Origin of the sequence: Luteibacter sp. CQ10 (assembly GCF_040900725.1) — a bacterium.
Classification (GTDB): Bacteria; Pseudomonadota; Gammaproteobacteria; order Xanthomonadales; family Rhodanobacteraceae; genus Luteibacter.
Genome location: NZ_JAEUYM010000002.1, coordinates 243,048 through 266,255, shown reverse-complemented (window position 1 = coordinate 266,255; position 23,208 = coordinate 243,048). Strand labels below are relative to the sequence as shown.

Here is a 23,208-nt window from a genome sequence, read left to right as displayed (position 1 = left end):
GGAGTATACGAAGCGGAACCGCCCCAGTCGGTAACGAGGTGTTAACCACGATTGCACGGATCGCGCATACGCGGATTCGGCCGGATCATCCCTTGACCGGATCGATCTCGCGGTTGTGGTTGGGCCGATTGCAGACGCTCAGGGTCTGGTTCGGTGGCGTCTGCAGGTGCCAACCCTGCTCGGCGAGGTTCGCCAGCACTTTCTCGTTGTCTTCGTGGGGAAGCTTGCGCTGCGGGGTGAGTTCCACCTCGAGGGCGAAGCGCAGGTCGCCCAGGAGCAGGGCGAGGGGCTCGGGGAGAAGGTCGAAGCCTTCGCGGCGGGTGAGCCAGACGTAGGTGTCGGGCTTTCGCTGGCTTGCGTAGACGAAGCAGTGCATGACGGCAGGTCTCTCGCGGCGGCTCGGCATCCCACCCTAGCAAAAACACGCGGGCAGATGCGCATGAATCCCACGCCCGTTTCGGCTTTGTTGCGGTTGCACTTGCAAAAAAGCGGTCAAGTCATACACAGTTCGACCCCGGATTGTTAAACGCGCGTATGAAAACAGATAAGTTTTCCGCGTAGCCGACGCCCCCAGAGCACACCAAGCAGGAGCCCCCATGCAGATGAACGTCCGTACCCGCCCGCTGGCCGCCGCCGCCCTTTCGCTGGCCATCGCCGGCGCGCTGGTGGCTCCCCAGGCCGCCCAGGCGAGCGCCTTCCAGCTCAAGGAAAACAGCGCCAAGGCCCTCGGCCGCGCCTTCGCCGGCTCGGCCGCCGCGGGTGACGACGCCTCGGTCATCGTGAACAATCCGGCGGCGATGAGCCTGCTCAAGGGCAACGTGTTCCAGGCCGACGTCACCGGCATCAACTTCTCCACGAAGTTCCACGGCACCGCCACCGACGCGCAGGGTCGTCCCATCAGCGGCGGCAACGGCGGCGACGCCGGCACCACCATCCCGGTCCCGGCGCTTTACTTCGCCACCCAGGTCGGCGACAAGTGGCACTTCGGCCTCGCGGCGACCGCGCCGTTCGGGTTCAAGACCGATTACGACAACGACTGGAAGGGCCGTTACAACGCCATCAAGTCCGACTTCAAGTCGTTCGACTTCACCCTCTCGGCCTCCTACGACGTGACCGACGACTTCGCCGTCGGCGTCAGCGCCATCGCGCAGAAGACCAGCGCCGAACTGACCAGCGCCATCAACTACAACACGGTGGGCCTGGGCCTGATCCAGCGCGCCGCCGCCGCCGGCCAGATCTCGCCGGCCGTGGCCCGCGCGCTCGCCACGCAGTACGCCACCGTCGTTCCTCCGGGCAGCGACGGCATCGCCCGCATCAAGGGCGACGACTGGGCCTACGGCTGGCAGGTCGGCGGTCTGTGGAAGCTGACCGAGAACGATCGCCTCTCGCTCGCCTACCGCAGCAAGATCAAGCACACCCTCGAAGGCACCGGCAACTTCACGATGCCGTCGAACGTCACGGCCGTGCTGTCCAACCCGACCGTGGGCGCCCTGCTGGGCAGCGGCCAGCCGCCGTTCACCCATACCGACGGCCAGGCGGGCTTCACCACGCCGTCCGTCGCCACCGCGAGCTTCTGGCACCAGGACGTCAAGTTCGGTCTCGGCTTCGACCTGTCGTGGACCAAGTGGGATTCGTTCGAGAACCTCACCGTCAACTACTCGAACCCGAACCAGCCGCCGACCTCCGAGCGCTACGGCTGGCGCAACAGCTACTTCCTGTCGGCCGGTGGCGAGTACTACCTCTCCGACCGCTTCACGCTGCGCGGCGGCGTGGCCGTGGACAGCACCCCGACCTACGACGACACCCGCTCGCCGCGCGTGCCGGACTCCACCCGCAAGTGGCTGGCTTTCGGTATCGGCTACAAGGCCTCCGATCGTTTCGAGATCAACGCGGGCTATGCGCACATCTTCGTCAACAAGGCGCACATCGGCGGCGTGAACAGCTCCACCAACGATCGCCTGGTCGGCGAGAACGACGACAAGGGCAACCTGCTCTCCGTGTCGGCCAAGTACCAGTTCTGATCGCTTCCCCCGATCGGGCCTGAAACGAAAAAACCTCCCCGGCGACGGGGAGGTTTTTTTATGGCTTGACGTTGCTGCGACCTCGTTCGCCGATCGTATCGGCGAAGACGACGAAGCGGAAAGGCGGTCAGTACGCGTACTCGCGGAACACCGGGTCCACGCTGCCGTTCCACTTGCCATGGAACAGCTCCAGCTTCGTATCCGCCTGCGTCTTGCCCGACAGTGCGATCTCCAGCAACGGTTCGAGGTAGATCGATTCGTCGGAACCGCGCGAGCCCACGACGTTGCGGCGCTTCAGGCCATGCTCGGCGATCTTCAACGATTCCAGCGCCAGCTCGCGAACGCTATGGGTGCGGAACTTCAGGGCGAGGGCGTCCTTCGGTACGCCGTCGCGCAGCGCATGGCGCTCGGCCTTGCTGAAATCCTTCACCAGGTCCCACGCGGCATCCAGTGCCACGTCGTCGTAAAGCAGGCCTACCCAGTAGGCGGGCAGCGCGCACAGCTGGTTCCACGGGCTCGCGTCGGCGCCACGCATCTCGAGGTATTGCTTCAGGCGCACTTCGGGGAAGGCCGTGGTGAGGTGGTCCGCCCAGTCCTTCATGTTGGCCTTGACGCCGGGCAGCGCGGGAAGCTCGCCGCGCATGAACTTCTTGAAGTCCTGCCCGGACAGGTCGACGTACTTGCCGTCGACGTAGCTGAAGTACATCGGCACGTCGAGGATGTAGTCCACGTAGCGTTCGTAACCGAAACCGTCCTCGAACACGAAATCGAGCATGCCGGTGCGATCGGCGTCGGTGTCGGTCCACACGTGCGAGCGATACGACTTGAAGCCGTTGGGCTTGCCCTCGGTAAACGGCGAGTTGGCGAAGAGCGCGGTGGCGATCGGCTGCAGGGCCAACGCCACGCGGAACTTCTTCACCATGTCGGCTTCGGTCGCGTAGTCGAGGTTCACCTGCACCGTGCAGGTGCGGGTCATCATGTCCAGGCCGAGCGAGCCGACCTTGGGCATGTATTCGCGCATGATCTTGTAGCGGCCCTTGGGCATCCACGGCATCTGGTCGCGGCGCCACTTGGGCTGGAAACCCATGCCGAGGAAGCCGATGCCGAATTCGTCGGCCACCGAGCGCACTTCCTTCAGATGGGTGCCGACCTCTTCGCAGGTCTGGTGGATGGATTCCAGGGGCGCGCCGGAAAGCTCCAACTGGCCAGCCGGCTCCAGCGTGATGTTGGCCATGCCCTTGGTCAGGGCCACGGGCGTGTCGCCCTCGCGGGCGATGTCCCACCCGTACCGCTCGGCCAGTCCTTCGAGGATGGCGCGGATGCCCGGGCGCGGGCCTTCGAACGGCGGCGGCGTGAGGTCGTCGGTGTAGAAGCCGAATTTCTCGTGCTCGGTGCCGATGCGCCACCGTTCGCGGGGCTTCTCGCCCTTGGCGATGTAGTCGACCAGGTCGTGACGGTCGCCGATCGGCGTGCTCTTGGCGGCGCTGGGAATGGACACTGAACTTCCTTGGGGCTGATCGGCTGACCGGTGCCGCCCACATGGGGGCGCCTGGCGCCGGACAAAAGGTGCCGGCGGCGGCAGCGTAGCAAAATGCCCCTGGGACGGCGGCAAAGAAAAAGGCCGCCCGTTGCAGGGGCGGCCTTTTCGTATTTTCCGGCGAAGGCTCAGCGCTTCATCGAATTGAAGAACTCGTCGTTGGACTTGGTGTTCTTCATCTTGTCGAGCATGAACTCCATCGCGGCCAGTTCGTCCATCGGATGGAGGAGCTTGCGCAGGATCCAGATCTTGGCGAGCAGGTCGGGATCGATGAGCAGGTCTTCGCGGCGGGTGCCCGAGCGGTTGATGTCGATCGCCGGGTAGACACGCTTTTCGGAGATGCGGCGGGACAGGTGCACTTCCATGTTGCCCGTGCCCTTGAACTCCTCGTAGATCACCTCGTCCATCTTCGAACCGGTATCGGTCAGCGCGGTGGCGATGATGGTCAGGCTGCCGCCTTCCTCGACGTTGCGCGCCGCGCCGAAGAAGCGCTTCGGACGCTGCAGGGCGTTGGCGTCGACACCGCCGGTGAGCACCTTGCCGGAGCTGGGCACCACGGTATTGTAGGCACGGGCCAGGCGGGTGATGGAGTCGAGCAGGATCACCACGTCCTTCTTGTGCTCGACCAGGCGCTTGGCGCGCTCGATCACCATCTCGGCGACCTGCACGTGGCGTACCGCCGGCTCGTCGAAGGTGGAGCTGATCACCTCGGCGCGCACCGTGCGGGCGATTTCCGTGACTTCTTCCGGACGCTCGTCGATCAGCAGCATGATCAGGTGCACGTCGGGATGGTTGTACTGGATGGCCTGCGCGATGTTCTGCAGCATCATCGTCTTACCGGACTTGGGCTGGGAGACGATGAGGCCGCGCTGGCCGCGCCCGATCGGTGCCACCAGGTCGAGGATGCGGCCCGTGATGTCCTCGGTCGAACCGTTGCCGCGCTCGAGCTTGAAGGCCTTGCGCGGGAACAGCGGGGTGAGGTTCTCGAACAGCAGCTTGTTCTTCGACGCCTCCGGCGGATCGCCGTTGATGTCGTCGACCTTGAGCATCGCGAAGTAGCGTTCGCCTTCCTTCGGATGGCGCACGCGTCCGGTAATGTAGTCGCCGGTGCGCAGGTTGAAGCGGCGGATCTGGCTGGGCGAGACGTAGATGTCGTCGGGACCGGCCAGGTACGACTCGTCGGCCGAGCGCAGGAAGCCGAAGCCGTCCTGCAGGATCTCGAGCACGCCCTCGGCCCAGATGCCGCCGCCGGAGCGGGCGTGCGCCTTGAGGATGTTGAAGACCACGTCCTGCTTGCGCTGGCGGGCCACGCCTTCGCGGACGCCCAGCGACTCGGCGAATTCCAGGAGCTGGATCGAGTTCTTGCGCTTGAGTTCGGTCAGGTTGATCAGGCGATCGTTGCTGCCGGCATCGGCGTTCTCGTCGTCGTCGACGGGATAGCCGTTGTTGTTGCGCGGATGCTGGTAATTGCCGTTGTTGCCGTTTCCGCCTTGGCGCTGCTGCTGGTTGCCGCGCTCGGGACGGTCGTTGCGATCATTGCGGTCGTTGCGGCGGCGACGGCCACGGCCTTCACGCGGCTCGTTGTTGTTGCGGTTCGGGTTCTGGCCTTGCCCCTGGCCCTGGCCTTGCTGCGGGTTCTGGCCCTGCTGCTGCGGCTGCTGGTTGGGCAGGCTGGGCAGCGGCGCATAAGGCTGGGGCTGGGGCTGTTGACCCTGCGGCGCCTCGTTCTGCGGGGCGGGGCGCGGAGCCTCGGGAGCCGGCTGGGAGGAGAGCTGCAGCTCGGCCTGCGGCGCGGGCGCCGGGGCCTTGGCGGGAGCCGGAGTCTCGACCGTGGGGGCCTCGGCGGCGGGTGCCTTGCGGCGGGTACGCGGACGCGGTTCGGTCGCAGGCGTATCGCCGGCGCCCTTGGCGTCGATGGAATCTTTCGTTTCGATATCAGACACGGGCAAACCTCACGGGGCGCCGTTGGAAGAAAAGAGGGGGTGGGTTCGCAGCGAGGGGGACAAGGCGTGTCCCGGCGAACACCTAGAGCCTAGCATCGCGTGAGGCGCAACGTAAAGCGCCCCACGCGGCGGCGGAAGGGTGAAGCGTAAAACGGGTGTTAGATGGACTTATCGATGAACTGGGCAAGCACGCCCTTGTTGACGGCACCGACCTGCGTGCCGGCGACCTTGCCGTCCTTGAACACCATGAGGGTAGGAATGCCGCGGATGCCGAACTGGCGCGGCGTCTGCTGATTCTCGTCGATGTTGATCTTCACGATCTTGACCTTGCCCTGATACTCATCGGCGAGCTGCTCGAGCGCCGGCGCGATGGCCTTGCACGGTCCGCACCATTCCGCCCAGAAGTCGAGCAGGACGGGGGTATCCGACTCCAGGACGTCCTTCGAGAAAGCGGCGTCGCTGGTATGGGTGATCTTCTCGCTCACCGTGGTCTCCAAAGCAATGAAAGGGGATGAAAAGGGGAGTTTGCGACCCCGACGCTGGCATCGGCTACACTTAGGCGCCCCATGTCGCGGGTCCAACCGGAACCGAAGGTCTTGGCGATTGCCGCCCTTGGCCCTCATTCCAACCCAACTAGGGGCGCGATTCAAGCGATTCAAGTCGCCGGAGGATGGTTTCCGTTGACATAGGTAAACCGGTTCACGTAGCCGGTTCACCTATGCCAGCGGAAGCCGTCGGACCGGCCACACCGCCTCCGGCCATCGTGCGCCGGGTGTTTCGACAGGCCGCCGGCACTGGCAACCGGCCGCTCCCGACTCTCCCGTGACGCCGGCCGGATTCCCTCCGTCCCGCGGTGCTTCGGCGCCGCCGGACGGCGCCGCGTCAGCGCGGCGCAAGCCACAAGGCCCATCATCACACCATGTCCGAAACCGTTCTCACCGACGTCTTCTACGAAAACCTCGACCTCCATCCGTTGCTCCACCAGGGTCTCGCCGCCGCCGGCATCACCCGCTGCACGCCGATCCAGGCCCTCACCCTGCCGTTGGCGCTCACCGGCCGTGACGTCGCCGGTCAGGCGCAGACCGGCACGGGCAAGACCTTCGCCTTCCTCGTGGCGCTGGTCGACCGCCTGCTGAAGAACCCCGCCCAGCCCGGCCGCCGCGACGCTGATCCGCGCGCCCTGGTGATCGCTCCCACCCGCGAGCTGGCGATCCAGATCGAAAAAGACTTCCAGACCATCGGCAAGGCCACCGGCCTGCGCAGCGCCCTGATTTACGGCGGCGTCGATTACGACAAGCAGCGCCAGCAACTGCGCGATGGCTGCGACATCATCATCGCCACGCCGGGCCGCCTGCTCGATTACCACAAGCAGGATGTCTTCGGCTTCGGCAGCGTCGAGATCATGGTCATCGACGAAGCCGACCGCATGTTCGACCTGGGCTTCATCAAGGACGTGCGCTTCATCTTCCGCCGCCTGCCGGCCCGCGAGAAGCGCCAGGTGCTGCTGTTCTCGGCCACCCTCAGCCACCGCGTGCTGGAACTGGCCTACGAGCACATGCACGAGGCCGAAAAGCTCGTGGTCGAGACCGAAAACGTCACGGCCGACCGCGTTCGCCAGGTGGTGTACTTCCCGTCCAAGGAAGAAAAGATGCCCCTGCTGCTCAACCTGCTCGAAGAGAGCAAGGCCGAGCGCAGCATCATCTTCGTCAACACCAAGGCCGCCGCCGAGCGCATCACCGATCGCCTGAAGCGCCACAATTTCCGCGTGGGCGCCATTTCCGGCGACGTGCCGCAGGTGAAGCGCCAGAAGCTGCTCCAGCGCTTCCAGGCCGGCGATATCGATCTGCTGGTGGCCACCGACGTGGCCGCGCGCGGCCTGCACATCCCGGCGGTGAGCCACGTCTTCAATTACGACCTGCCGCAGGATGCCGAGGATTACGTGCACCGCATCGGCCGTACCGCGCGCCTGGGCGCCGAGGGCGACGCCATCAGCTTCGCCTGCGACCTCTACGCGATGGGCCTGCCCGACATCGAGACCTACATCAACCAGAAGATCCCCACCGCGTCCATCGACGCGAAGATGCTGGTGATGCCCGCGCCGCGTCCGCGCGCCGACGGGGTGCAGGACGAAGTCGACGATCCCAACGATACCGACGGCCACGTGCCCACCCGCGGCGCGCCGCCGGAGAAGGGTGGCCGCGCGGGGTCGCGCGGCGGCCGTGGCGGTCCGCGTTCGGGCGAGCGTTCGGGCAGCCGCGAGCGCAAGCCGCGTCCGCCGCGCGAGGACAAGCCGGCGTCGACCGAGGTGCCGGTGAAGACCGTGGTGGTCGCCGACACCGTGTCCGAACTGCCGGCCGCCGCCGAGGCGATGGCCGCCGAATCGGCGCCGAAGAAGCGCCGTCGCCGCCGTGGCGGTCGTGGTCGCGGCCAGCGCGAGGGAGGCGAGAACGTCGCCGCCACGCCGAGCGCGCGTCCGCAGGGCGAGGCCCGTCCGTCGCACTCCCCGCAGGGGCAGCGTCCGTCGCGCCAGGTGACCGCCAGCCGTCCGGCCAGCACGCCGGCACCGGTGGCTCCGGTGAAGGAAAAGGTCGGCTTCTTCCGCCGGCTCGGCCGCCTGTTCGGCGGCAACTGAGGCCATTCGCCGATACGATCGGCTCCCACCCTTTCGGTAGGCCCGGTTGCCGAAACGTGGCTACCGAAGGGGTGGGAGCCGATCGCGCCGGCGAAGTCGCGCCACCGCCAGCCGTCCGGCCAGCACGCCGGCACCGGTGGCTCCGGTGAAGGGAAAAGGTCGGCTTCTTCCGCCGCCTCGGCCGCCTGCTCGGCGGCAACTGAGGCCATTCGCCGATACGGTCGGCTCCCCCCTTCGGTAGGCCCGGTTGTCGAAACGTGGCTACCGAAGGGGTGGGAGCCGATCGTATCGGCGAAGTCGCGCGAAGCGCGACGCCGACCCCGCAAAACCCCGCGCCATCCCGTATCCTTGAAGCCTTCACGGACCAACGGGTAACGCGGTGATCGGTTTCGATCTGGTGAGCAAACGATACGAGGGCGGCCATCAGGCCCTCACCGACGTGTCGTTCCAGGTGGACGCGGGCGAAATGGCCTTCGTCACCGGCCATTCCGGCGCCGGCAAGAGCACCCTGCTGAAGTTGCTGGCGATGATCGAGCGGCCTACCAACGGGGTCGTCACCCTCGACGGCCAGAAGCTCAATGCCGTGCGTTCTTCCGACATCCCCCGCCTGCGTCGCAAGCTCGGCATGGTCTTCCAGGACCATCGCCTGCTGCTCGACCGCAGCGTCTTCGCCAACGTCGAACTGCCGCTGGTGATCGCCGGCGTGTCACCGGCCGATCGCGGCCGGCGCGTGCGTGCCGCGCTGGAGAAGGTGGGCCTGCTCAGCTACGAAAAACAATTGCCCTCGGCACTGTCCACGGGCGAACAGCAACGCGTGGGCATCGCGCGTGCCATCGTCGCCAAGCCCGCGGTGCTCATCGCCGACGAGCCCACGGGCAACCTCGACCCGCAACTCGCGCTGGAGATCATGAGCCTGTTCGCCGAATTCCAGCAGGTCGGCACCGCCGTCCTCGTCGCCAGCCACGACCTCATGCTGATCAAGCGGATGAAGAAACGCGTGGTCGTACTCGATCACGGCAAGCTGGTGGCCGACGTGCCCGCGACGGAGGTCGTATGAACGCCGTCCGCGAGCCGCGTCGCGCCCCCGAGCCGGAAAAGACCCGCCGCAGCGGCCCGCACAAGGTGGGCGCCTGGCGAGAGCACCATGCCTGGAGCCTGTCGATCAGCCTGCGCCGTCTCGGCGCGCGCCCGCTCGGCACGTTGCTCACCGTGGCGGTGATGGGTGTGGCGCTCGCGTTGCCGCTCGCTTTCTACCTGTTGCTGGGCAACGTGCAGCGCATGGGCGACGCGCTGGGGCGCAACCAGACCATCAGCGTGTTCATGAAAACCGGCCAGAACGCCGGCATGGCCGAAACGGCGGCGTCCGCGTTGCGCGGTCGCCCCGAAGTGGACGAGATCGTCGTGCGCACGCCGAAGGACGGCCTCGACGAACTGGCCGAGGTGCAGGGTTTCTCCGGTTCGCTGCAATCGCTCGACGCCAATCCGTTGCCTTTCGTGCTGTCGGTGAAACCCAAGCCGGGCCTTTCCGCCGACGCGGTGGCAAGACTGGTCGATGCCATGAAAAATACGCCTGGCGTGGACATGGTGCAGGACACCGGCTCGTGGCGGCAGCGCCTCGATGCCCTGCTCGGCGTCGGTACGCGCGCGGTCACGATGCTGGCGCTGCTGCTCGGCATCGCCGCGCTGCTCGTGGTGGGCAACACCATTCGCGTGGACATCCTCAGCCGCAGCGAGGAAATCGGCGTGCTGCTGTTGATCGGCGCCAGCCGGCCGTTCGTGCGTCGCCCTTATCTTTATGCCGGCGCGTGGCTGGGCTTCCTCGCCGGCGTACTGGCCGTGGTGCTGGCGGCGGTGCTCGAACTGGCCATGGCCGGACCGGTGTCGCGCCTGAGCGCGGCCTACGACGGCAGCGTGAGTTTCGGCGGCCTGCCGGGCTGGTTGTTCGTCGCGGTACCGTTCGCTTCCGCGCTGCTGGGCTGGCTGGGTGCGCGGCTGGTCAGCGCCCGACAGATACGCCGCATGGCGGCGGGCTGAGGAGGCACCGTGGGGGCGGGCATTCACGTGGACACGGCGGCGGGAGCGTCGCCACGCATCCTCGTCGTCGACGGTTCGAAGGTCGTGCGTCAGCTCATTTCGCGCGTGGTGCTGGCCGAAGTGCCCGGCGTCGAGATCGTAGGCGTGTCCACCGGCTCGGAGGCGCAGGGCGAACTGCAGCGTGGCGTGTTCGACTTCGTCACCGTCGCGCTGCGCCTGTCGGACATGGACGGGCTCGAACTGGCGCGTTACGTGCGCGAATCGGCGCCGCAGATCTACATGCCCATCGTGGTGGTGTCCGGCGACGTCGAATCGCGCCTGCATCGTCGCGAGCTGGGCGAATACGTCACCGACTACTTCGACAAGTCGCTCGGCTTCGAGGCCCTCGCGGAGTTCATTCGCGGCTACGTCGCGCCGGAAGGCGGGGCCGAGGGCGAAGTGCTTTACGTCGAAGACAGTCGCGTCGTGGCGCTCGCCACGCGACGCATGATGGAAAAGTACGGCCTCACCGTGCACCACGTGATCAGCGCCGAGGATGCGCTCAGTCACCTGCGCGTCGCGCGGGCGCGGGGCGACATCGGTGCCGACGTGGTGCTGACCGACGTAAGCCTCAAGGGCGAACTCACCGGCGGCGACCTCGTCGAGCGCATCCGCAACGAGTTCGGTTACGGGAAGGGCCGGCTGCCCACGCTGGTGATGACCGGCGACGAAAACCCGGCCAACCAGACGGCCCTGCTTCGCGCGGGCGCCAACGACCTGGTGGAAAAACCGGTAGAGGAAAAACTCCTGATCACCAAGCTGCTGTTCCAGCTGCGCGTGGCGCGGCACCTGCGCGAAAGGACGCACGCGTGAACGACCGCGTCAAACTCGAGCCCTCGTGGAAGGAGCGCATCGGCGCCTACCTCGACCGCCCCGACATGCAGGCCCTTTCGGCTTTTCTCCGCGACGAGAAGGCGAACGGCAAGGTCATCTACCCGCCGGGGCCGGAGATCTTCAACGCCTTCACGCACACGCCATTCGACCGCGTGCGCGTGGTGATCCTCGGGCAGGATCCGTACCACGGCCCGAACCAGGCGCACGGCCTCAGCTTCTCCGTGCGTCCCGGCGTGCGCGTGCCGCCGTCGCTGCAGAACATGTTCAAGGAAATCCACGACTGCCTGGGCATCGCGCCGCCGGATCATGGCTGCCTCACGCCGTGGGCCGACCGGGGCGTGCTGCTGCTCAACGCGGTGCTCACCGTCGAAGCCGGACTGGCCGCATCGCACCAGGGCAAGGGCTGGGAAGGGTTCACCGACGCGGCCATCGACGCGCTCAACCGCGAGCGCGAGGGCCTGGTCTTCATGCTCTGGGGCAGCCACGCCCAGAAGAAAGGCCAGCTGATCGACGGCAAGCGTCATGGCATCCTGCGCAGCGTGCACCCTTCGCCGCTGTCGGCGCACCGCGGCTTCATGGGCTGCGGGCACTTCGCCAAGGCCAACGCCTACCTCGAAGCGCGCGGCGAGCCACCCATCGACTGGTCGCTGCCGCGCCGCTCCGAGCTGGAAGCCGTTTAGCCATCGAAGAAAGCGTGCGCAGGAACGACGAGCTACGGGATTCCCCCGCGGGTCGAAAACCCTCACGTCGTTCCTGCGCACGCAGGAACCCAGCGCCTTGCGCCGGGTTCTCGCGGAAGAAGGGTTCGGCTCTGGCCTAGCCTCCGCGCCGCTCCCTGGCCAGCCGCTTCTGCTGGTACGGATAGAAGCGGTGTTCGCGCAGTTCGTGTTCGATTTCTTCCAGGCTCTTGCCCATCGTCTCGGGCACGAGGAAATAGACGAACGCCAGCGCGCCCACCGAGATCACCGCATACAGCCAGAACGTGTGCGTGGCACCCAGCGAGGTCACGAGGGTGAGGGTGGTGAGCGTCACGATCAGGTCGAACGTCCAGTGGCTGAAGGCGCCCAGGCTCGCGCCCTTGCCGCGCACGAAGAGCGGATACACCTCCGAATTGATCAGCCAGATGCACACGCCGAAGCTGCCGCAGTTGAGCATCATGTAGGCGGCCAGGCAGCCCACGGTCACCCAGCGGCTGAAGTCCGTGGCCGGCCCCTGGCCCTGGAACAGCCAGCCCATCACCACCAGGGCCACGATCGAGCCGGGGATCATCCACAACAGGTAGCTGCGCCGGCCGATGCGGTCGACCAGGAAGCTGCCGATCACCGTCATCACCACCACCAGCACCGTGCTCGCGCCGGTACCCAGCACGGCCGCTTCATCGGAGAAGCCCGCCTTGGTGAGGATGGTGGGCGCGTAATAGATGAGCGCGTTGTTGCCGGTGATCTGCGAGAACATCGAAATACCCGCGCCGACGATCACCGCCGGGCGGATCCAGGGCTTGGTGATGTCCTTCCAGCTTCCGGTGGGTTCCTTCTGCGCCACCGTCTCGATTTCCGCCACTTCCGCGCGCGCCGCCGAAGCGCTGCCGCGCACGCGCTCCAGCACGCGCAGGGCGTCGTCCCTGCGGTGTTCCGCCACGAGCCAGCGCGGGCTTTCCGGCAGCCAGGCCATGCCGGCCAGCAGGATCACGGCGGGCACGACGCCCAGGCCGAACATCCAGCGCCAGTGCTCGCCGAGCACGAAGCCGGTGAAATAGGCCACGGTGATGCCGAACACCACCATGAACTGGAACAGCGTCACCATCTTGCCGCGATGCTTCGACGGCGCGACCTCGGCGATGTACACCGGGATGATCTGCGTGGAACTGCCCGCGGAAAGGCCCAGCACGAACCGCGCGGCGACCAGCCAGCCCACGCTGGTCGCCATCGCCGAGGCGATCGATCCGATCGCGAACACCACGCCCACGAAGATCACCATGCGCCGCCGGCCGAGGCGGTCGGAGAACGGCCCCGTGGCGAGGCAGCCGAACAGGGCGCCGAAGATGATCGCGCCGGTCACCAGCTGCTTGGTGGTGTCGTCGAGCGCGAACTGCCGGCCGAGGCCGAGCAGCGCCACGCCGATCACGCCGGTGTCGTAGCCGAACAGCAGGCCGCCGAGGGCGGCGATCACCGCGATACCGACGACGATGCCGGTGGAAGAGGAGGCGGCGGTATCCGCCGGTTGGTCTGGGGTTACCGCGTGCATGCAAGACTCCCTGGTTGATGCCGTGTCATGACGCCACCCAGGCACCCAGGCGGACGTGGAAGTCCGCGTGGTGCGCCGTGGCGGCGATGCGGCGAGCGTTCGGCTCGTCGGTGTGTTCGATCCAGTCGAGCGCGGCCTGGCGTTCGCGGCCGTAGCGCATGTGACGTTCCAGCAGCTGGGTGCGGCGTTGCGCGTCGTCCACCTCGACGAACCACGTCTCGTCGAGCAGTCCGCGAATGTCCGCCCAGGGGCCGTCCTCCATCAGGAGGTAATTTCCCTCGGTGATGACCAGCTGCGCCTCGGCGGGAATCGGCACCTCACCGGCGATGGGTTCCTCGATCTCTCGGTGGAACGCCGGGGCGTACACCGTTTCCCCCGCCATCGGCGAACGGAGCCGGCGGAGCAGGGCGACGTAGCCGGCGGCATCGAAGGTGTCGGGGGCCCCCTTGCGGGCGGCGCGGCCAAGGCGGCGCAGCTCGGCGTTGGCCAGGTGGAAGCCGTCCATCGGCACTCCGACGGCCAGGTCGCCCAGCTCGGCGAGGAGGGCCGCCGCCAGGGTGGATTTCCCGGCCCCCGGCAATCCGGCGATCCCGAGGATGCGCCGTCCACCCTTGGCCAGCAGCGCATCGAGTCGTTCGCGGACATTTGGATCGATCATAACGACGGACCGTAGCACTGCCGACGGTGTACGGTCGATAAAAAAGCGAGTGGCTGTAACCCACGGTCGCCGTAGGGCGAATAGTTCCTGAACCGAGAGGTACAGCTATTGACCTGGGTGGGTCATTTCTGTACTATGGCGTACAGATAAGGCCGAACGAACTTCGGCAGGGGTTAGCAGTCCCATGGTGGGACTGCTAATCTGCCCCAAGACTTTCAGGAGGTTCCACACATGTCCCAAGCCCTCGCTACCCGTAACTACGGGCTCCCGAGCGTCGTCGGCAGTCTGGATTCCTACATCGCGGCCGTCCATCGCATCCCGGTGCTCAGCCTTGACGAGGAACAGGCGCTGGCGCGGCAGTTCCACGACGACGCCGATCTCGACGCCGCCAAGAAACTCGTGATGTCGCATCTTCGCTTCGTGGTCCACGTGGCCCGCGGCTACAACGGTTACGGCCTGCAGCTTTCGGACCTCATCCAGGAAGGCAACATCGGCCTGATGAAGGCCGTGAAGCGCTTCGACCCCGACCAGGGCGTGCGTCTGGTCAGCTTCGCCGTGCACTGGATCCGTGCCGAAATGCACGAGTTCATCCTGCGCAACTGGCGCATCGTGAAGGTGGCCACCACCAAGGCGCAGCGCAAGCTGTTCTTCAACCTGCGCAAGAGCAAGAAGCGCCTGGGCTGGATGAACGCCGAGGAAGTCCGCGTGGTCGCCAACGACCTGGGCGTGCCCGAGGCCACCGTCCGCGAGATGGAATCGCGTCTCTCGGGTCGTGACGTCGGCTTCGAAGCCCCGGCCGACGCCGACGACGACGAGAAGCCGGCCCCGGCCGCCTTCCTGGTCGACGAAGGTGCCGATCCGTACGACAACCTGGCCGAGGCCGACGCCTCGGACAACCAGATGGGGGCGCTGTCCTCCGCGCTGGCCAATCTCGACAGCCGCTCGCGCGACATCATCCAGCGCCGCTGGCTGGCCGAGGACAACAAGGCCACGCTGCAGGACCTCGCCGACGAGTACGGCGTGTCCGCCGAGCGCATCCGCCAGATCGAGGCGAATGCCATGAAGAAGATGCGCGTCGCCATCGCCGCGTAAGGCGAAGATCGGCGTACCATCCGAAAACGGCCCCCTCGGGGGCCGTTTTCCGTTGTCCGAGACGTGGGAGAACCGAGGATGCCCAGGGCCCTGGTCATCGAAGACGATGAAGTGACCGCCCGCGACATCGTCGCGGAGCTGGGTGCGCACGGATTGACCGCCGACTGGGTGGCCAACGGCCGCGAAGGCCTCGACCGCGCCCTGGCCGACGGTTACGACATCATCACCCTCGACCGCATGCTGCCCGGCATGGACGGCATCGACGTGGTGTCCGAACTGCGCAAGCGGGCGGTGGATACCCCGGTGCTGATGATCAGCGCGCTGTCCGACGTGGACGAACGCGTGCGCGGCCTGCGCGCCGGCGGCGACGACTACCTCACCAAGCCCTTCTCGCCCGACGAATTGTCCGCGCGCGCCGAAGTGCTGCTGCGCCGCCGTCGACGGGCGAACGGCGGCGAGGAAACCCGCTTGCGCGTCGGCGACCTCGAGCTCGACCTGGTCCGCCACAATGCCCTGCGCCAGGGGCAGCCGCTCACGCTGTTGCCCACCGAGTTCCGCCTGCTGGAATTCCTCATGCGCAACGCCGGCCAGGTGGTGACCCGGCAAATGATCTTCGAGCACGTGTGGGGCTTCCATTTCGATCCGGGCACCAACGTGATCGACGTCCATATCGGCCGCCTCCGTCGCAAGATCGACGGCGCCGGCCAAGCGCCGCTCATCCGCACGGTGCGCGGCTCGGGGTACACCCTTGCGCCCGCTGACTGACGCCTGGCGTTCGGCCACCTCGCGCCTGATCATCATCTACGGCGCGCTCTTCGCCATCTGGTGCGTGGTGCTGCTGGGCGTGGTGCAGTGGGAGGCGTCGCGCTATCTCTCCAGCGTGGTCGACCAGATGCTCGCCGCCCGCATCCACTACCTCGAGCGCACCGACCAGAGCAGGCTGCGCGACACGGTGGACGCCGCCGGCGCGATCGATTCGCAGGGCTACATGTGGGCGGGCCTGTTCGACGCGAAAGGCAACCGCCTCGCCGGCAGCATCGCGCGCATCCCGAAGGAGCTGACCGACGACGGCGTGGCGCGCCCGCTCGAAGCCGGCCTGGCCGACCTCACCCGCGAAGGCGATTCGCGCACTCGCGCCACGGCCCGTACGCGCGCCGTGGCGCAGACGCTGCCCAGCGGCGAACGCCTCGTCGTGGCCAAGGAGAGCGCGGCCATCGACGGCATCGGCGTGATCATCCGCCGCGGCGTACTCTGGGGCCTGACGCTCACCCTCATCCCCGGCCTGCTCGGCGGCATCCTCATCGCCAGGGCGCCCGCGCGGCGCGTGCGTGCCATCCAGCAGGCGATGGAGCCCATCCGCGAAGGCGACCTCAGCGTGCGCCTGCCGATCAGTCGCGCGAACGATGAAGTCGACCTCCTGGCCGGCACCGTCAACACCACCCTGGACGAGATCGAGCGGCTGCTCGGCGAGGTCAAGGGCGTCACCGACAACATCGCCCACGACCTGCGTACGCCACTCACCCGTATGCGCACGCGGCTGTACCGCTTGCAACAGCAATTCGAGGGACGCCCCGAGGGGCAGCAGCTGGACGATTGCGTAGCCGAGATCGACACGGTGCTGGCGCGCTTCCGTGCCTTGCTGCGCGTGTCCGAACTGGAAGACCGCCAGCGCAGCGCCTGCTTCGAGGCCATGGACCTGGGTGGCGTCCTGCGCAACGTGCACGAGTTCTACGCGCCCGTTGCCGAGGATCGAAGCCAGGTCTTCGAGCTGAGCATCGGGCCGTTGCCGAGCCTGCGCGGCGATCCGCAGCTGATGTTCGAAGCCCTGGCGAACCTCGTGGGCAACGCCATCAAGTTCACGCCGAACGGCGGCGCCATCCACCTGGCGGCGCTCACCGATTCGACCGGCGACGCCCGCGTGGACATCGCCGATACCGGTCCGGGCATTCCCCCGGACGAGCGCGAAGCGATCTTCCGGCGCTTCTACCGCGGCGACGACACCCGCTCCAAGCCCGGTTGCGGACTGGGCCTGGCCATCGTCAGCGCCATCGTGCGCCTGCACGGCTATTCGTTGTCGGTGGGGGGGAACGAGCGGGGCGCGGTGTTTTCCGTGATCTGCCCGGTTAACTGACGCGCGGGCTAAGCCCTTAGCCCGGCGGCAATTTTTTGCGCATGTACCCAGCCTAAACAAAACTTAACTTCGCCTGGCGAGGGCGACGGCGCAGAATTCGCCGCGACGCAACATCGCGCACGGAATCCGTCCCCCATGATTGGCATCGTCCGGATCGCACTCCAGCGGCCGTATACCTTCGTCGTCCTCGCCTTGCTGATCCTCATCGTGGGTCCGCTCGCCGCCCTGCGCACGCCGACGGATATCTTTCCCGACATCAAGATCCCCGTGATCGCGGTGGTGTGGCAGTACAACGGCCTGCCGCCCGACCAGATGGTGGGTCGCGTGTCGTCGCCGTTCGAGCGCGTGCTCACCACCACGGTGAACGACGTGGAGCACATCGAGGCCAGTTCGATCCAGGGCTTCGGCATCATCAAGATCTTCTTCCAGCCGACGGTGGACATCCGTACCGCGAACGCGCAGGTGACCGCCGTGGCGCAGACGCTGCTGCGCCAGCTGCCGCAGGGCACCACGCCGCCGCTGATCCTCAACTACAACGCGTCGACGGTACCGATCATCCAGCTCGCGCTGTCCGGCAAGGGGCTGACCGAGCAGAACCTCGGCGACCTCGGCCTGAACATCATCCGTCCGCAGCTGACCTCGGTGCCGGGCGCGGCGATCCCCTATCCGTTCGGCGGCAAGACGCGCCAGGTGCAGATCGACATCGATCCCCCCGCCCTGCAGGCGCGCGGGCTATCGGCCCAGGACGTGGCGAACGCGCTCGCGGCGCAGAACCTCATCACGCCCGTGGGCACGCAGAAGATCGGCGAATACGAGTACACGCTCCAGCTCAACAATTCGCCGTCGGACATCAACGAACTCGGCAACCTGCCGATCAAGAGCGTCAACGGCGCCACGGTATTTATCCGCGACGTGGCCCACGTGCGCGACGGCGCGCCGCCGCAGACCAATATCGTGCACGTGGACGGCAATCGCTCGGTGCTGATCACCGTGCTCAAGAACGGCTCCGCCTCCACCCTGGCGATCATCCAGGGCATCAAGGACCGCGTGAAGAGCATGAAGGACGCGCTGCCCGAGGCGCTGACGATCGCGCCGATCGGCGACCAGTCGCTGTTCGTCAGCGGCGCCATCGCCGGGGTGGCCCGCGAAGGCGTGATCGCCGCCGCGCTCACCAGCCTCATGATCCTGCTGTTCCTCGGCAGCTGGCGCTCGACGGTGATCATCGCCACGTCCATCCCGCTGGCGATCCTGGGCTCCATCGCGATGCTTTCCGCGTTCGGCGAGACGATGAACATCATGACCCTCGGCGGCCTCGCGCTGGCGGTGGGCATCCTCGTCGACGACGCCACGGTAACCATCGAGAACATCAACTGGCACCTGGAACACGGCAAGGACGTCGAGACGGCCATCCTCGACGGCGCGGCGCAGATCGTGACGCCCGCCTTCGTGTCGCTGCTGTGCATCTGCATCGTGTTCGTGCCCATGTTCTTCCTCGAGGGCGTGGCGCGCTTCCTCTTCGTGCCGATGGCCGAGGCGGTGATGTTCGCGATGATCTGTTCGTTCATCCTCTCGCGCACCCTGGTGCCGACGATGGCGAAGTACCTGCTCAAGCCGCACGACCACGACGATCCGCACGGCGACCAGCGCGCGCCGTCGCGCAATCCGCTGGTGCGTTTCCAGCGCGGCTTCGAGGCGCGTTTCGAGCGCTTCCGCGAGAGTTACCACGGGTTGCTCGACCTGGCCCTGGCCCATCGCAAGGTGTTCACCATCGGCTTCATGGCCTTCGTGCTGCTGTCGTTCCTGCTGGTGCCGGCGCTGGGCCGCAACTTCTTCCCGGCGGTGGATTCCGGCCAGATCCTCATGCACGTGCGCGCGCCGGTCGGCACGCGCGTGGAGGAAACCGCCAACCTGTTCGCGGCGGTCACCAAGGAGGTGCGTCGGATCATCCCGCCGGAGGAGCTGGGCACGGTCGTGGACAACATGGGCCTGTCGTCGTCAGGCATCAACAACACCTATAACAACACCGGCACCATCGGTTCCCAGGACGGCGACATCCAGATCTCGCTAAAGGAAGATCACCGCCCGACGGCCGACTACGTGCGCGAACTGCGCGAAAAGCTGCCGCGCCTGTTCCCGACGGCGACGTTCTCCTTCCCGCCGGCGGACATCATCAGCCAGATCCTCAACTTCGGTTCGCCCGCGCCGATCGACCTGCAGGTGCGCGGCCCCCACGTGGCGGCCAACTTCGCCTACGCGTCGAAGCTGCTGCGGGAGATCCGCCGGGTACCGGGCGTGGTCGATGCGCGCATCCAGCAGTCGCAGGCCAGCCCCGGTTTCAACGTGGACGTGGACCGCAGCCGCGCGCAGCAAGTGGGCATCACCGAGCGTGACGTCACCAGCAGCCTGGGCGTGAACCTTGCCGGTTCCAGCCAGATCGCCCCCACCTTCTGGCTCAATCCGGATAACGGCGTGTCGTACCCCATCGTGATGCAGACGCCGCAATACAGCATCGACAGCCTGCCCGACCTCGCCAACGTGCCGATCAGCGCCAGCAGCGGCAACGGCGGATCGCAGATCCTCGGTGGCCTGGCCAACTTCACGCGCACCACCACCAGCGCCGTCGTCAGCCAGTACAACATCCAGTCGATGGTGGAAATCTTCGCCACCACGCAGGACCGCGACCTCGGCGCGGTGGCCGCCGACATCCAGAAGATCATCGACGCGCACAAGAAAGACCTGCCCAAGGCCTCCAGCACCGCGCTCCTCGGCCAGGTGCAGACGATGAACAGCGCCTTCTCGGGCCTCATCCTCGGCCTGATCGGTGCGATCGTGCTGATCTACCTGCTGATCGTTGTGAACTTCCAGTCGTGGAGCGATCCGTTCGTGATCGTCACCGCGCTGCCCGCCGCCATCGCCGGCATCATCTGGATACTGTTCGCCACCCACACCACGCTGTCGGTGCCCGCGCTCACCGGCGCCATCATGTGCATGGGCGTGGCCACGGCCAACTCGATCCTGGTGGTGAGCTTCTGCCGCGAGCGCCTGGCCGAAACCGGCGACGCGGTGAAGGCCGCGCTCGAAGGTGGCTTCGTGCGCTTCCGTCCGGTGCTGATGACCGCGCTGGCGATGATCATCGGCATGGCGCCGATGGCCCTCGGCCTCGGTGAAGGCGGCGAGCAGAACGCACCGCTCGGCCGCGCCGTGATCGGCGGCCTCATCTTCGCCACCACGGCCACGCTGTTCTTCGTGCCGGTCGTCTTCAGCATCATCCACGGCCGTCGCGGCCATCCGTCTTCCACCCCGGTGAACGCCTCCGGAGAGCCCGTCCATGTCGTCTGATAACCTGCACCGTCCCTCGCCGCGCCGCCTTCGCCTGGTCGGCATCATCGCGGGCATCGTCGTTCTCGCCGTCGTCGTGGCGGGCGTGGCCACCCGGGCCAACGACGCGCGCAAGCTGCGCGCATGGACCGACGACCAGGCCGTGCCCACGGTGAACCTCGTGCATCCGGAAGGTAACCAGGGAGGCGGTGACCTGCACCTGCCCGCGCGGTTGCAGGCGTTTGCCCGCGCACCGATCTACGCGCGCACCAGCGGTTACCTGAAGTCGTGGAAGTTCGACATCGGCCAGAAGGTGAAGGCCGGCGACGTGCTCGGCGAGATCGAAACGCCCGACCTCGACCAGCAGCTGCTGCAGGCGAAGGCCGACCTGGCCAGCGCACGCGCCAACGAAGCCCTGGCGCAGACCACCGCGAAGCGCTGGCAGTCGATGCGCGATTCGGACTCCGTGTCCAAGCAGGAAGTCGACGAGAAGACCGGCGACTACCAGGCCAAGCACGCGCTCGCGCAGGCGGCCCAGGCCAACCTGGAACGCATCCAGGCCACCAAGGGATTCGCGAAGCTCGTCGCGCCGTTCGACGGCGTGGTGACCGCGCGCGAGACCGACGTCGGCGCGCTCATCAACGCCGGCGGTGGCGGACAGGAACTCTTCGTGGTGTCCGACACGCGCAAGCTGCGCCTGTACGTCAACGTGCCGCAGAACTACGCGCCGGCGATCAAGCAGGGCGCGCAGGTGAAGCTCAGCGTGCCCGAGTATCCCGGCCAGACGTTCACCGGCACGGTCGAGTCGTCGTCGGCGGCGATCAACGCCGCCAGCGGCACCACGCTGGTACAGGTCGCGGTGGACAACCAGGACGGCCGACTCCTGCCCGGCGCCTACGCGAGCGTCACCTTCGACCTGCCCGCCAATGCCGCGCTGTACCGCGTGCCCGCCAGCGCGCTCGTCTACGACGAGAAGGGCCTGCGCGTCGCGTTGGTCGACGCGCAGAACAAGGTGACCTTCCGCACGGTCACCATCGCCCAGGACTTCGGCAAGACGGTGCAACTCGCCTCCGGCATCCAGGCCGGCGATCGGCTCATCGAAAGCCCGCCCGACGGCCTGGCCGACGGCGACACCGTGCGCGTGAGCCAGCCCAAGCCGTCGGAAGGCGACCATGCCAAGGCGTAACGCGATGATCCTCCGCCATGTCCTCGGTGGGCTGCTGGTGTCCGCGGGATTGTCCGCGTGCTCGCTCGCGCCCACCTACAAGGCACCCGACGTGCCGGTGGCGCCGCAGTACGCCAATGCCGATTCGCCCTGGGTCGAAGCGAAGCCCGCCGATCACCTCGATCGCGACGCGTGGTGGAAACTCTACGGCGACGGCCGCCTCGACGACCTGCAGGGCCGCCTGCTGGCCAACAACGCCACGCTGGCCGCCGCCTTGGCGCATTACCAGCAGGCCGAGGCGTTCACCAAACAGGTGCGTGCCGGACTGTTTCCGACGATCGGCCTGAACGGCAACGCCAGCCGCAACCGCGAATCCGACACGCGTCCGCTGCGCGGCGCCACGTCGCCGGCGTACTACGACTCGTACACCATCGGTGCGCAGCTCGACTACGAAGTGGACCTGTGGGGCCGCGTGCGCGACACGGTGGCGGCGGGTAACGCCGAGCAGGCCGCGTCGGCGGCCGATCTCGCGTCGGCACGCCTGAGCCTGCAGGCGCAGCTCGCCGACAGCTACCTCCAGCTCAACGGCTTCGATCGCCAGATCAAGGTGCTCAACGAGAGCATCGACGCGTTCAGCAAGGCGTTGCAGCTCACGCAGTCGCGCCACGACGGCGGTATCGCCTCGGGTCTGGACGTGGCGCGTGCGCAAACGCAGTTGTCCAATGCCAAGTCGCAACTGACCCAGGCGCAGGCACAGCGTGCGCTCGTGCTGCACGCCATCGCCGTCCTGGTGGGCGATTCGGCGTCGACCTTCCAGCTCGCTACGAACGATGCGAAGGTCGAGGTGCCGAAAGTGCCGCTCGACGTGCCGTCGACGCTGCTGCAGCGCCGTCCCGACGTGGCCGCCGCGGAGCGCCGCACCGCCGCCGCCAATGCGCAGATCGGCGTGGCCCGTTCCGCCTTCTTTCCGCAGCTCACGCTGGACGGGCAGGGCGGTTGGCAGAGCGACCGGTGGGGCAGCATCGCCACGGCGCCGAACCGCTTCTGGGCGATCGGCCCGTCATTGCTGCTCAACGTGTTCGACGGCGGCCGTCGCAAGGCCGTGGTGGAATCGGCCAAGGCCGCCACGGACGAAGCCGGCGCGAAGTATCGCGACGTGGTGCTCAACGCCTTCGCCCAGGTGGAAGACAACCTCACCCTGCTGCGCGACCTCGGCACGGCGCTCACCGACCAGCGCGCGGCGGCCGACGCGGCGCAGCGTTCGGTCGACCTGTCGCTCAACCGCTATCGCGAAGGCGCGGTCGGTTACCTCGACGTGGTGCAGGCGCAGACCGCCGCGCTCGATGCGCGTCGCAGCGTGATCGACCTGGAGACGCGGCAGTTGCGTGCGAGCGTGCAGCTGATCCGGGCGCTGGGTGGCGGCTGGTCGTCCGCCGGGGCCTGAACGCGCGGCAGGATTCGACGCGACCTGGAAGCCAACCTCACGTCGTCCCTGCGCACGCAGGGACCCAGGGCCTTGACGTCGGGTTTCGCACGAACGCGGTTCGGCTTCGCGCAGCA

The 23,208-nt window shown here is 67.1% G+C and carries 18 protein-coding genes; 12 read left to right on the top strand and 6 right to left on the bottom strand.

Annotation, left to right across the window (positions count from 1 at the left end):
- Positions 1–85: 85 nt before the first annotated feature.
- The gene (locus tag JNG39_RS10080) at positions 86–376 is read right to left on the bottom strand and encodes a YcgL domain-containing protein (protein WP_368311182.1); all 291 of its coding nucleotides are present in this window, start codon (positions 374–376) and stop codon (positions 86–88) included.
- A 220-nt stretch (positions 377–596) separates the two neighbouring features.
- Between JNG39_RS10080 and JNG39_RS10075 the strand changes: the two genes are divergently transcribed.
- Positions 597–2,021 carry an OmpP1/FadL family transporter gene (locus tag JNG39_RS10075; protein ID WP_368311181.1) on the top strand — a complete coding sequence of 475 codons (1,425 nt, stop codon included), beginning with the start codon at positions 597–599 and terminating at the stop codon, positions 2,019–2,021.
- A 127-nt stretch (positions 2,022–2,148) separates the two neighbouring features.
- Here JNG39_RS10075 and JNG39_RS10070 read toward each other — a convergent pair whose 3' ends face one another.
- The 3 genes from JNG39_RS10070 to trxA all read right to left on the bottom strand — a co-directional run bounded on the left by JNG39_RS10070 (position 2,149) and on the right by trxA (position 5,986).
- Positions 2,149–3,519, bottom strand: coding sequence for a glutamate--cysteine ligase (locus tag JNG39_RS10070; protein WP_368311180.1), 1,371 nt, complete (start codon positions 3,517–3,519; stop codon positions 2,149–2,151).
- A gap of 167 nt (positions 3,520–3,686) precedes the next feature.
- Complete coding sequence (gene rho, locus JNG39_RS10065) at positions 3,687–5,501, bottom strand: transcription termination factor Rho (RefSeq protein WP_368311178.1); 1,815 nt, start codon at positions 5,499–5,501, stop codon at positions 3,687–3,689.
- Positions 5,502–5,659: 158 nt separating this feature from the next.
- Positions 5,660–5,986: a thioredoxin TrxA gene (trxA, locus tag JNG39_RS10060; RefSeq protein ID WP_247372643.1), complete on the bottom strand. Its 327-nt coding sequence runs from the start codon at positions 5,984–5,986 to the stop codon at positions 5,660–5,662.
- A gap of 434 nt (positions 5,987–6,420) precedes the next feature.
- Here trxA and JNG39_RS10055 point away from each other — a divergent pair, with 434 nt between their 5' ends.
- The 5 genes from JNG39_RS10055 (at position 6,421) to ung (ending at position 11,720) form a co-directional block, all read left to right on the top strand.
- Entirely contained in the window at positions 6,421–8,133 is a 1,713-nt protein-coding gene (locus tag JNG39_RS10055) for a DEAD/DEAH box helicase (RefSeq protein WP_368311176.1), read from the top strand.
- A 379-nt stretch (positions 8,134–8,512) separates the two neighbouring features.
- Positions 8,513–9,190, top strand: a complete 678-nt coding sequence (gene ftsE / locus JNG39_RS10050) for a cell division ATP-binding protein FtsE (RefSeq protein ID WP_247372647.1) — start codon at positions 8,513–8,515, stop codon at positions 9,188–9,190.
- Complete coding sequence (gene ftsX, locus JNG39_RS10045) at positions 9,187–10,167, top strand: permease-like cell division protein FtsX (RefSeq protein ID WP_144912965.1); 981 nt, start codon at positions 9,187–9,189, stop codon at positions 10,165–10,167. Before ftsE ends, ftsX begins: the two co-directional genes overlap by 4 nt.
- Before the next feature lie 9 nt (positions 10,168–10,176).
- On the top strand, positions 10,177–11,019 hold the full coding sequence (locus JNG39_RS10040) for a response regulator (protein WP_368311174.1): 843 nt from the start codon (positions 10,177–10,179) through the stop codon (positions 11,017–11,019).
- The gene (gene ung / locus JNG39_RS10035; RefSeq protein ID WP_368311173.1) at positions 11,016–11,720 is read left to right on the top strand and encodes a uracil-DNA glycosylase; all 705 of its coding nucleotides are present in this window, start codon (positions 11,016–11,018) and stop codon (positions 11,718–11,720) included. The genes JNG39_RS10040 and ung overlap by 4 nt, the downstream gene beginning before the upstream one ends.
- Positions 11,721–11,856: 136 nt before the next feature.
- Here ung and JNG39_RS10030 read toward each other — a convergent pair whose 3' ends face one another.
- On the bottom strand, positions 11,857–13,284 hold the full coding sequence (locus JNG39_RS10030) for a sugar porter family MFS transporter (RefSeq protein ID WP_368311172.1): 1,428 nt from the start codon (positions 13,282–13,284) through the stop codon (positions 11,857–11,859).
- Positions 13,285–13,309: 25 nt separating this feature from the next.
- Positions 13,310–13,942, bottom strand: coding sequence for a nucleoside/nucleotide kinase family protein (locus JNG39_RS10025; RefSeq protein ID WP_368311171.1), 633 nt, complete (start codon positions 13,940–13,942; stop codon positions 13,310–13,312).
- Between the two features lie 231 nt (positions 13,943–14,173).
- Here JNG39_RS10025 and rpoH point away from each other — a divergent pair, with 231 nt between their 5' ends.
- The 6 genes from rpoH (at position 14,174) to JNG39_RS09995 (ending at position 23,092) form a co-directional block, all read left to right on the top strand.
- Positions 14,174–15,034, top strand: a complete 861-nt coding sequence (gene rpoH / locus JNG39_RS10020) for an RNA polymerase sigma factor RpoH (protein WP_247372661.1) — start codon at positions 14,174–14,176, stop codon at positions 15,032–15,034.
- Between the two features lie 78 nt (positions 15,035–15,112).
- A complete protein-coding gene (locus JNG39_RS10015) occupies positions 15,113–15,799 on the top strand; it encodes a response regulator transcription factor (RefSeq protein WP_368311169.1) in 687 nt (228 codons plus the stop codon).
- Entirely contained in the window at positions 15,783–17,165 is a 1,383-nt protein-coding gene (locus JNG39_RS10010; RefSeq protein WP_368311167.1) for an ATP-binding protein, read from the top strand. Before JNG39_RS10015 ends, JNG39_RS10010 begins: the two co-directional genes overlap by 17 nt.
- Before the next feature lie 135 nt (positions 17,166–17,300).
- Positions 17,301–20,504, top strand: coding sequence for an efflux RND transporter permease subunit (locus JNG39_RS10005; protein ID WP_368311165.1), 3,204 nt, complete (start codon positions 17,301–17,303; stop codon positions 20,502–20,504).
- Complete coding sequence (locus JNG39_RS10000; protein ID WP_368311163.1) at positions 20,494–21,669, top strand: efflux RND transporter periplasmic adaptor subunit; 1,176 nt, start codon at positions 20,494–20,496, stop codon at positions 21,667–21,669. Before JNG39_RS10005 ends, JNG39_RS10000 begins: the two co-directional genes overlap by 11 nt.
- Positions 21,656–23,092, top strand: coding sequence for an efflux transporter outer membrane subunit (locus JNG39_RS09995; RefSeq protein ID WP_368311161.1), 1,437 nt, complete (start codon positions 21,656–21,658; stop codon positions 23,090–23,092). The genes JNG39_RS10000 and JNG39_RS09995 overlap by 14 nt, the downstream gene beginning before the upstream one ends.
- The last annotated feature ends 116 nt before the right edge of the window (positions 23,093–23,208 follow it).

Excerpts from the sequence above, each read along its gene's own strand:
- JNG39_RS10080 (WP_368311182.1), bottom strand. The coding sequence starts at position 376 with ATGCACTGCTTCGTCTACGCAAGCCAGCGAAAGCCCGACACCTACGTC.
- JNG39_RS10075 (WP_368311181.1), top strand. The coding sequence starts at position 597 with ATGCAGATGAACGTCCGTACCCGCCCGCTGGCCGCCGCCGCCCTTTCG.
- JNG39_RS10055 (WP_368311176.1), top strand. The coding sequence starts at position 6,421 with ATGTCCGAAACCGTTCTCACCGACGTCTTCTACGAAAACCTCGACCTC.
- ftsX (WP_144912965.1), top strand. The coding sequence starts at position 9,187 with ATGAACGCCGTCCGCGAGCCGCGTCGCGCCCCCGAGCCGGAAAAGACC.
- JNG39_RS10030 (WP_368311172.1), bottom strand. The coding sequence starts at position 13,284 with ATGCACGCGGTAACCCCAGACCAACCGGCGGATACCGCCGCCTCCTCT.
- JNG39_RS10025 (WP_368311171.1), bottom strand. The coding sequence starts at position 13,942 with ATGATCGATCCAAATGTCCGCGAACGACTCGATGCGCTGCTGGCCAAG.
- rpoH (WP_247372661.1), top strand. The coding sequence starts at position 14,174 with ATGTCCCAAGCCCTCGCTACCCGTAACTACGGGCTCCCGAGCGTCGTC.
- JNG39_RS10015 (WP_368311169.1), top strand. The coding sequence starts at position 15,113 with ATGCCCAGGGCCCTGGTCATCGAAGACGATGAAGTGACCGCCCGCGAC.
- JNG39_RS10005 (WP_368311165.1), top strand. The coding sequence starts at position 17,301 with ATGATTGGCATCGTCCGGATCGCACTCCAGCGGCCGTATACCTTCGTC.
- JNG39_RS10000 (WP_368311163.1), top strand. The coding sequence starts at position 20,494 with ATGTCGTCTGATAACCTGCACCGTCCCTCGCCGCGCCGCCTTCGCCTG.
- JNG39_RS09995 (WP_368311161.1), top strand. The coding sequence starts at position 21,656 with ATGCCAAGGCGTAACGCGATGATCCTCCGCCATGTCCTCGGTGGGCTG.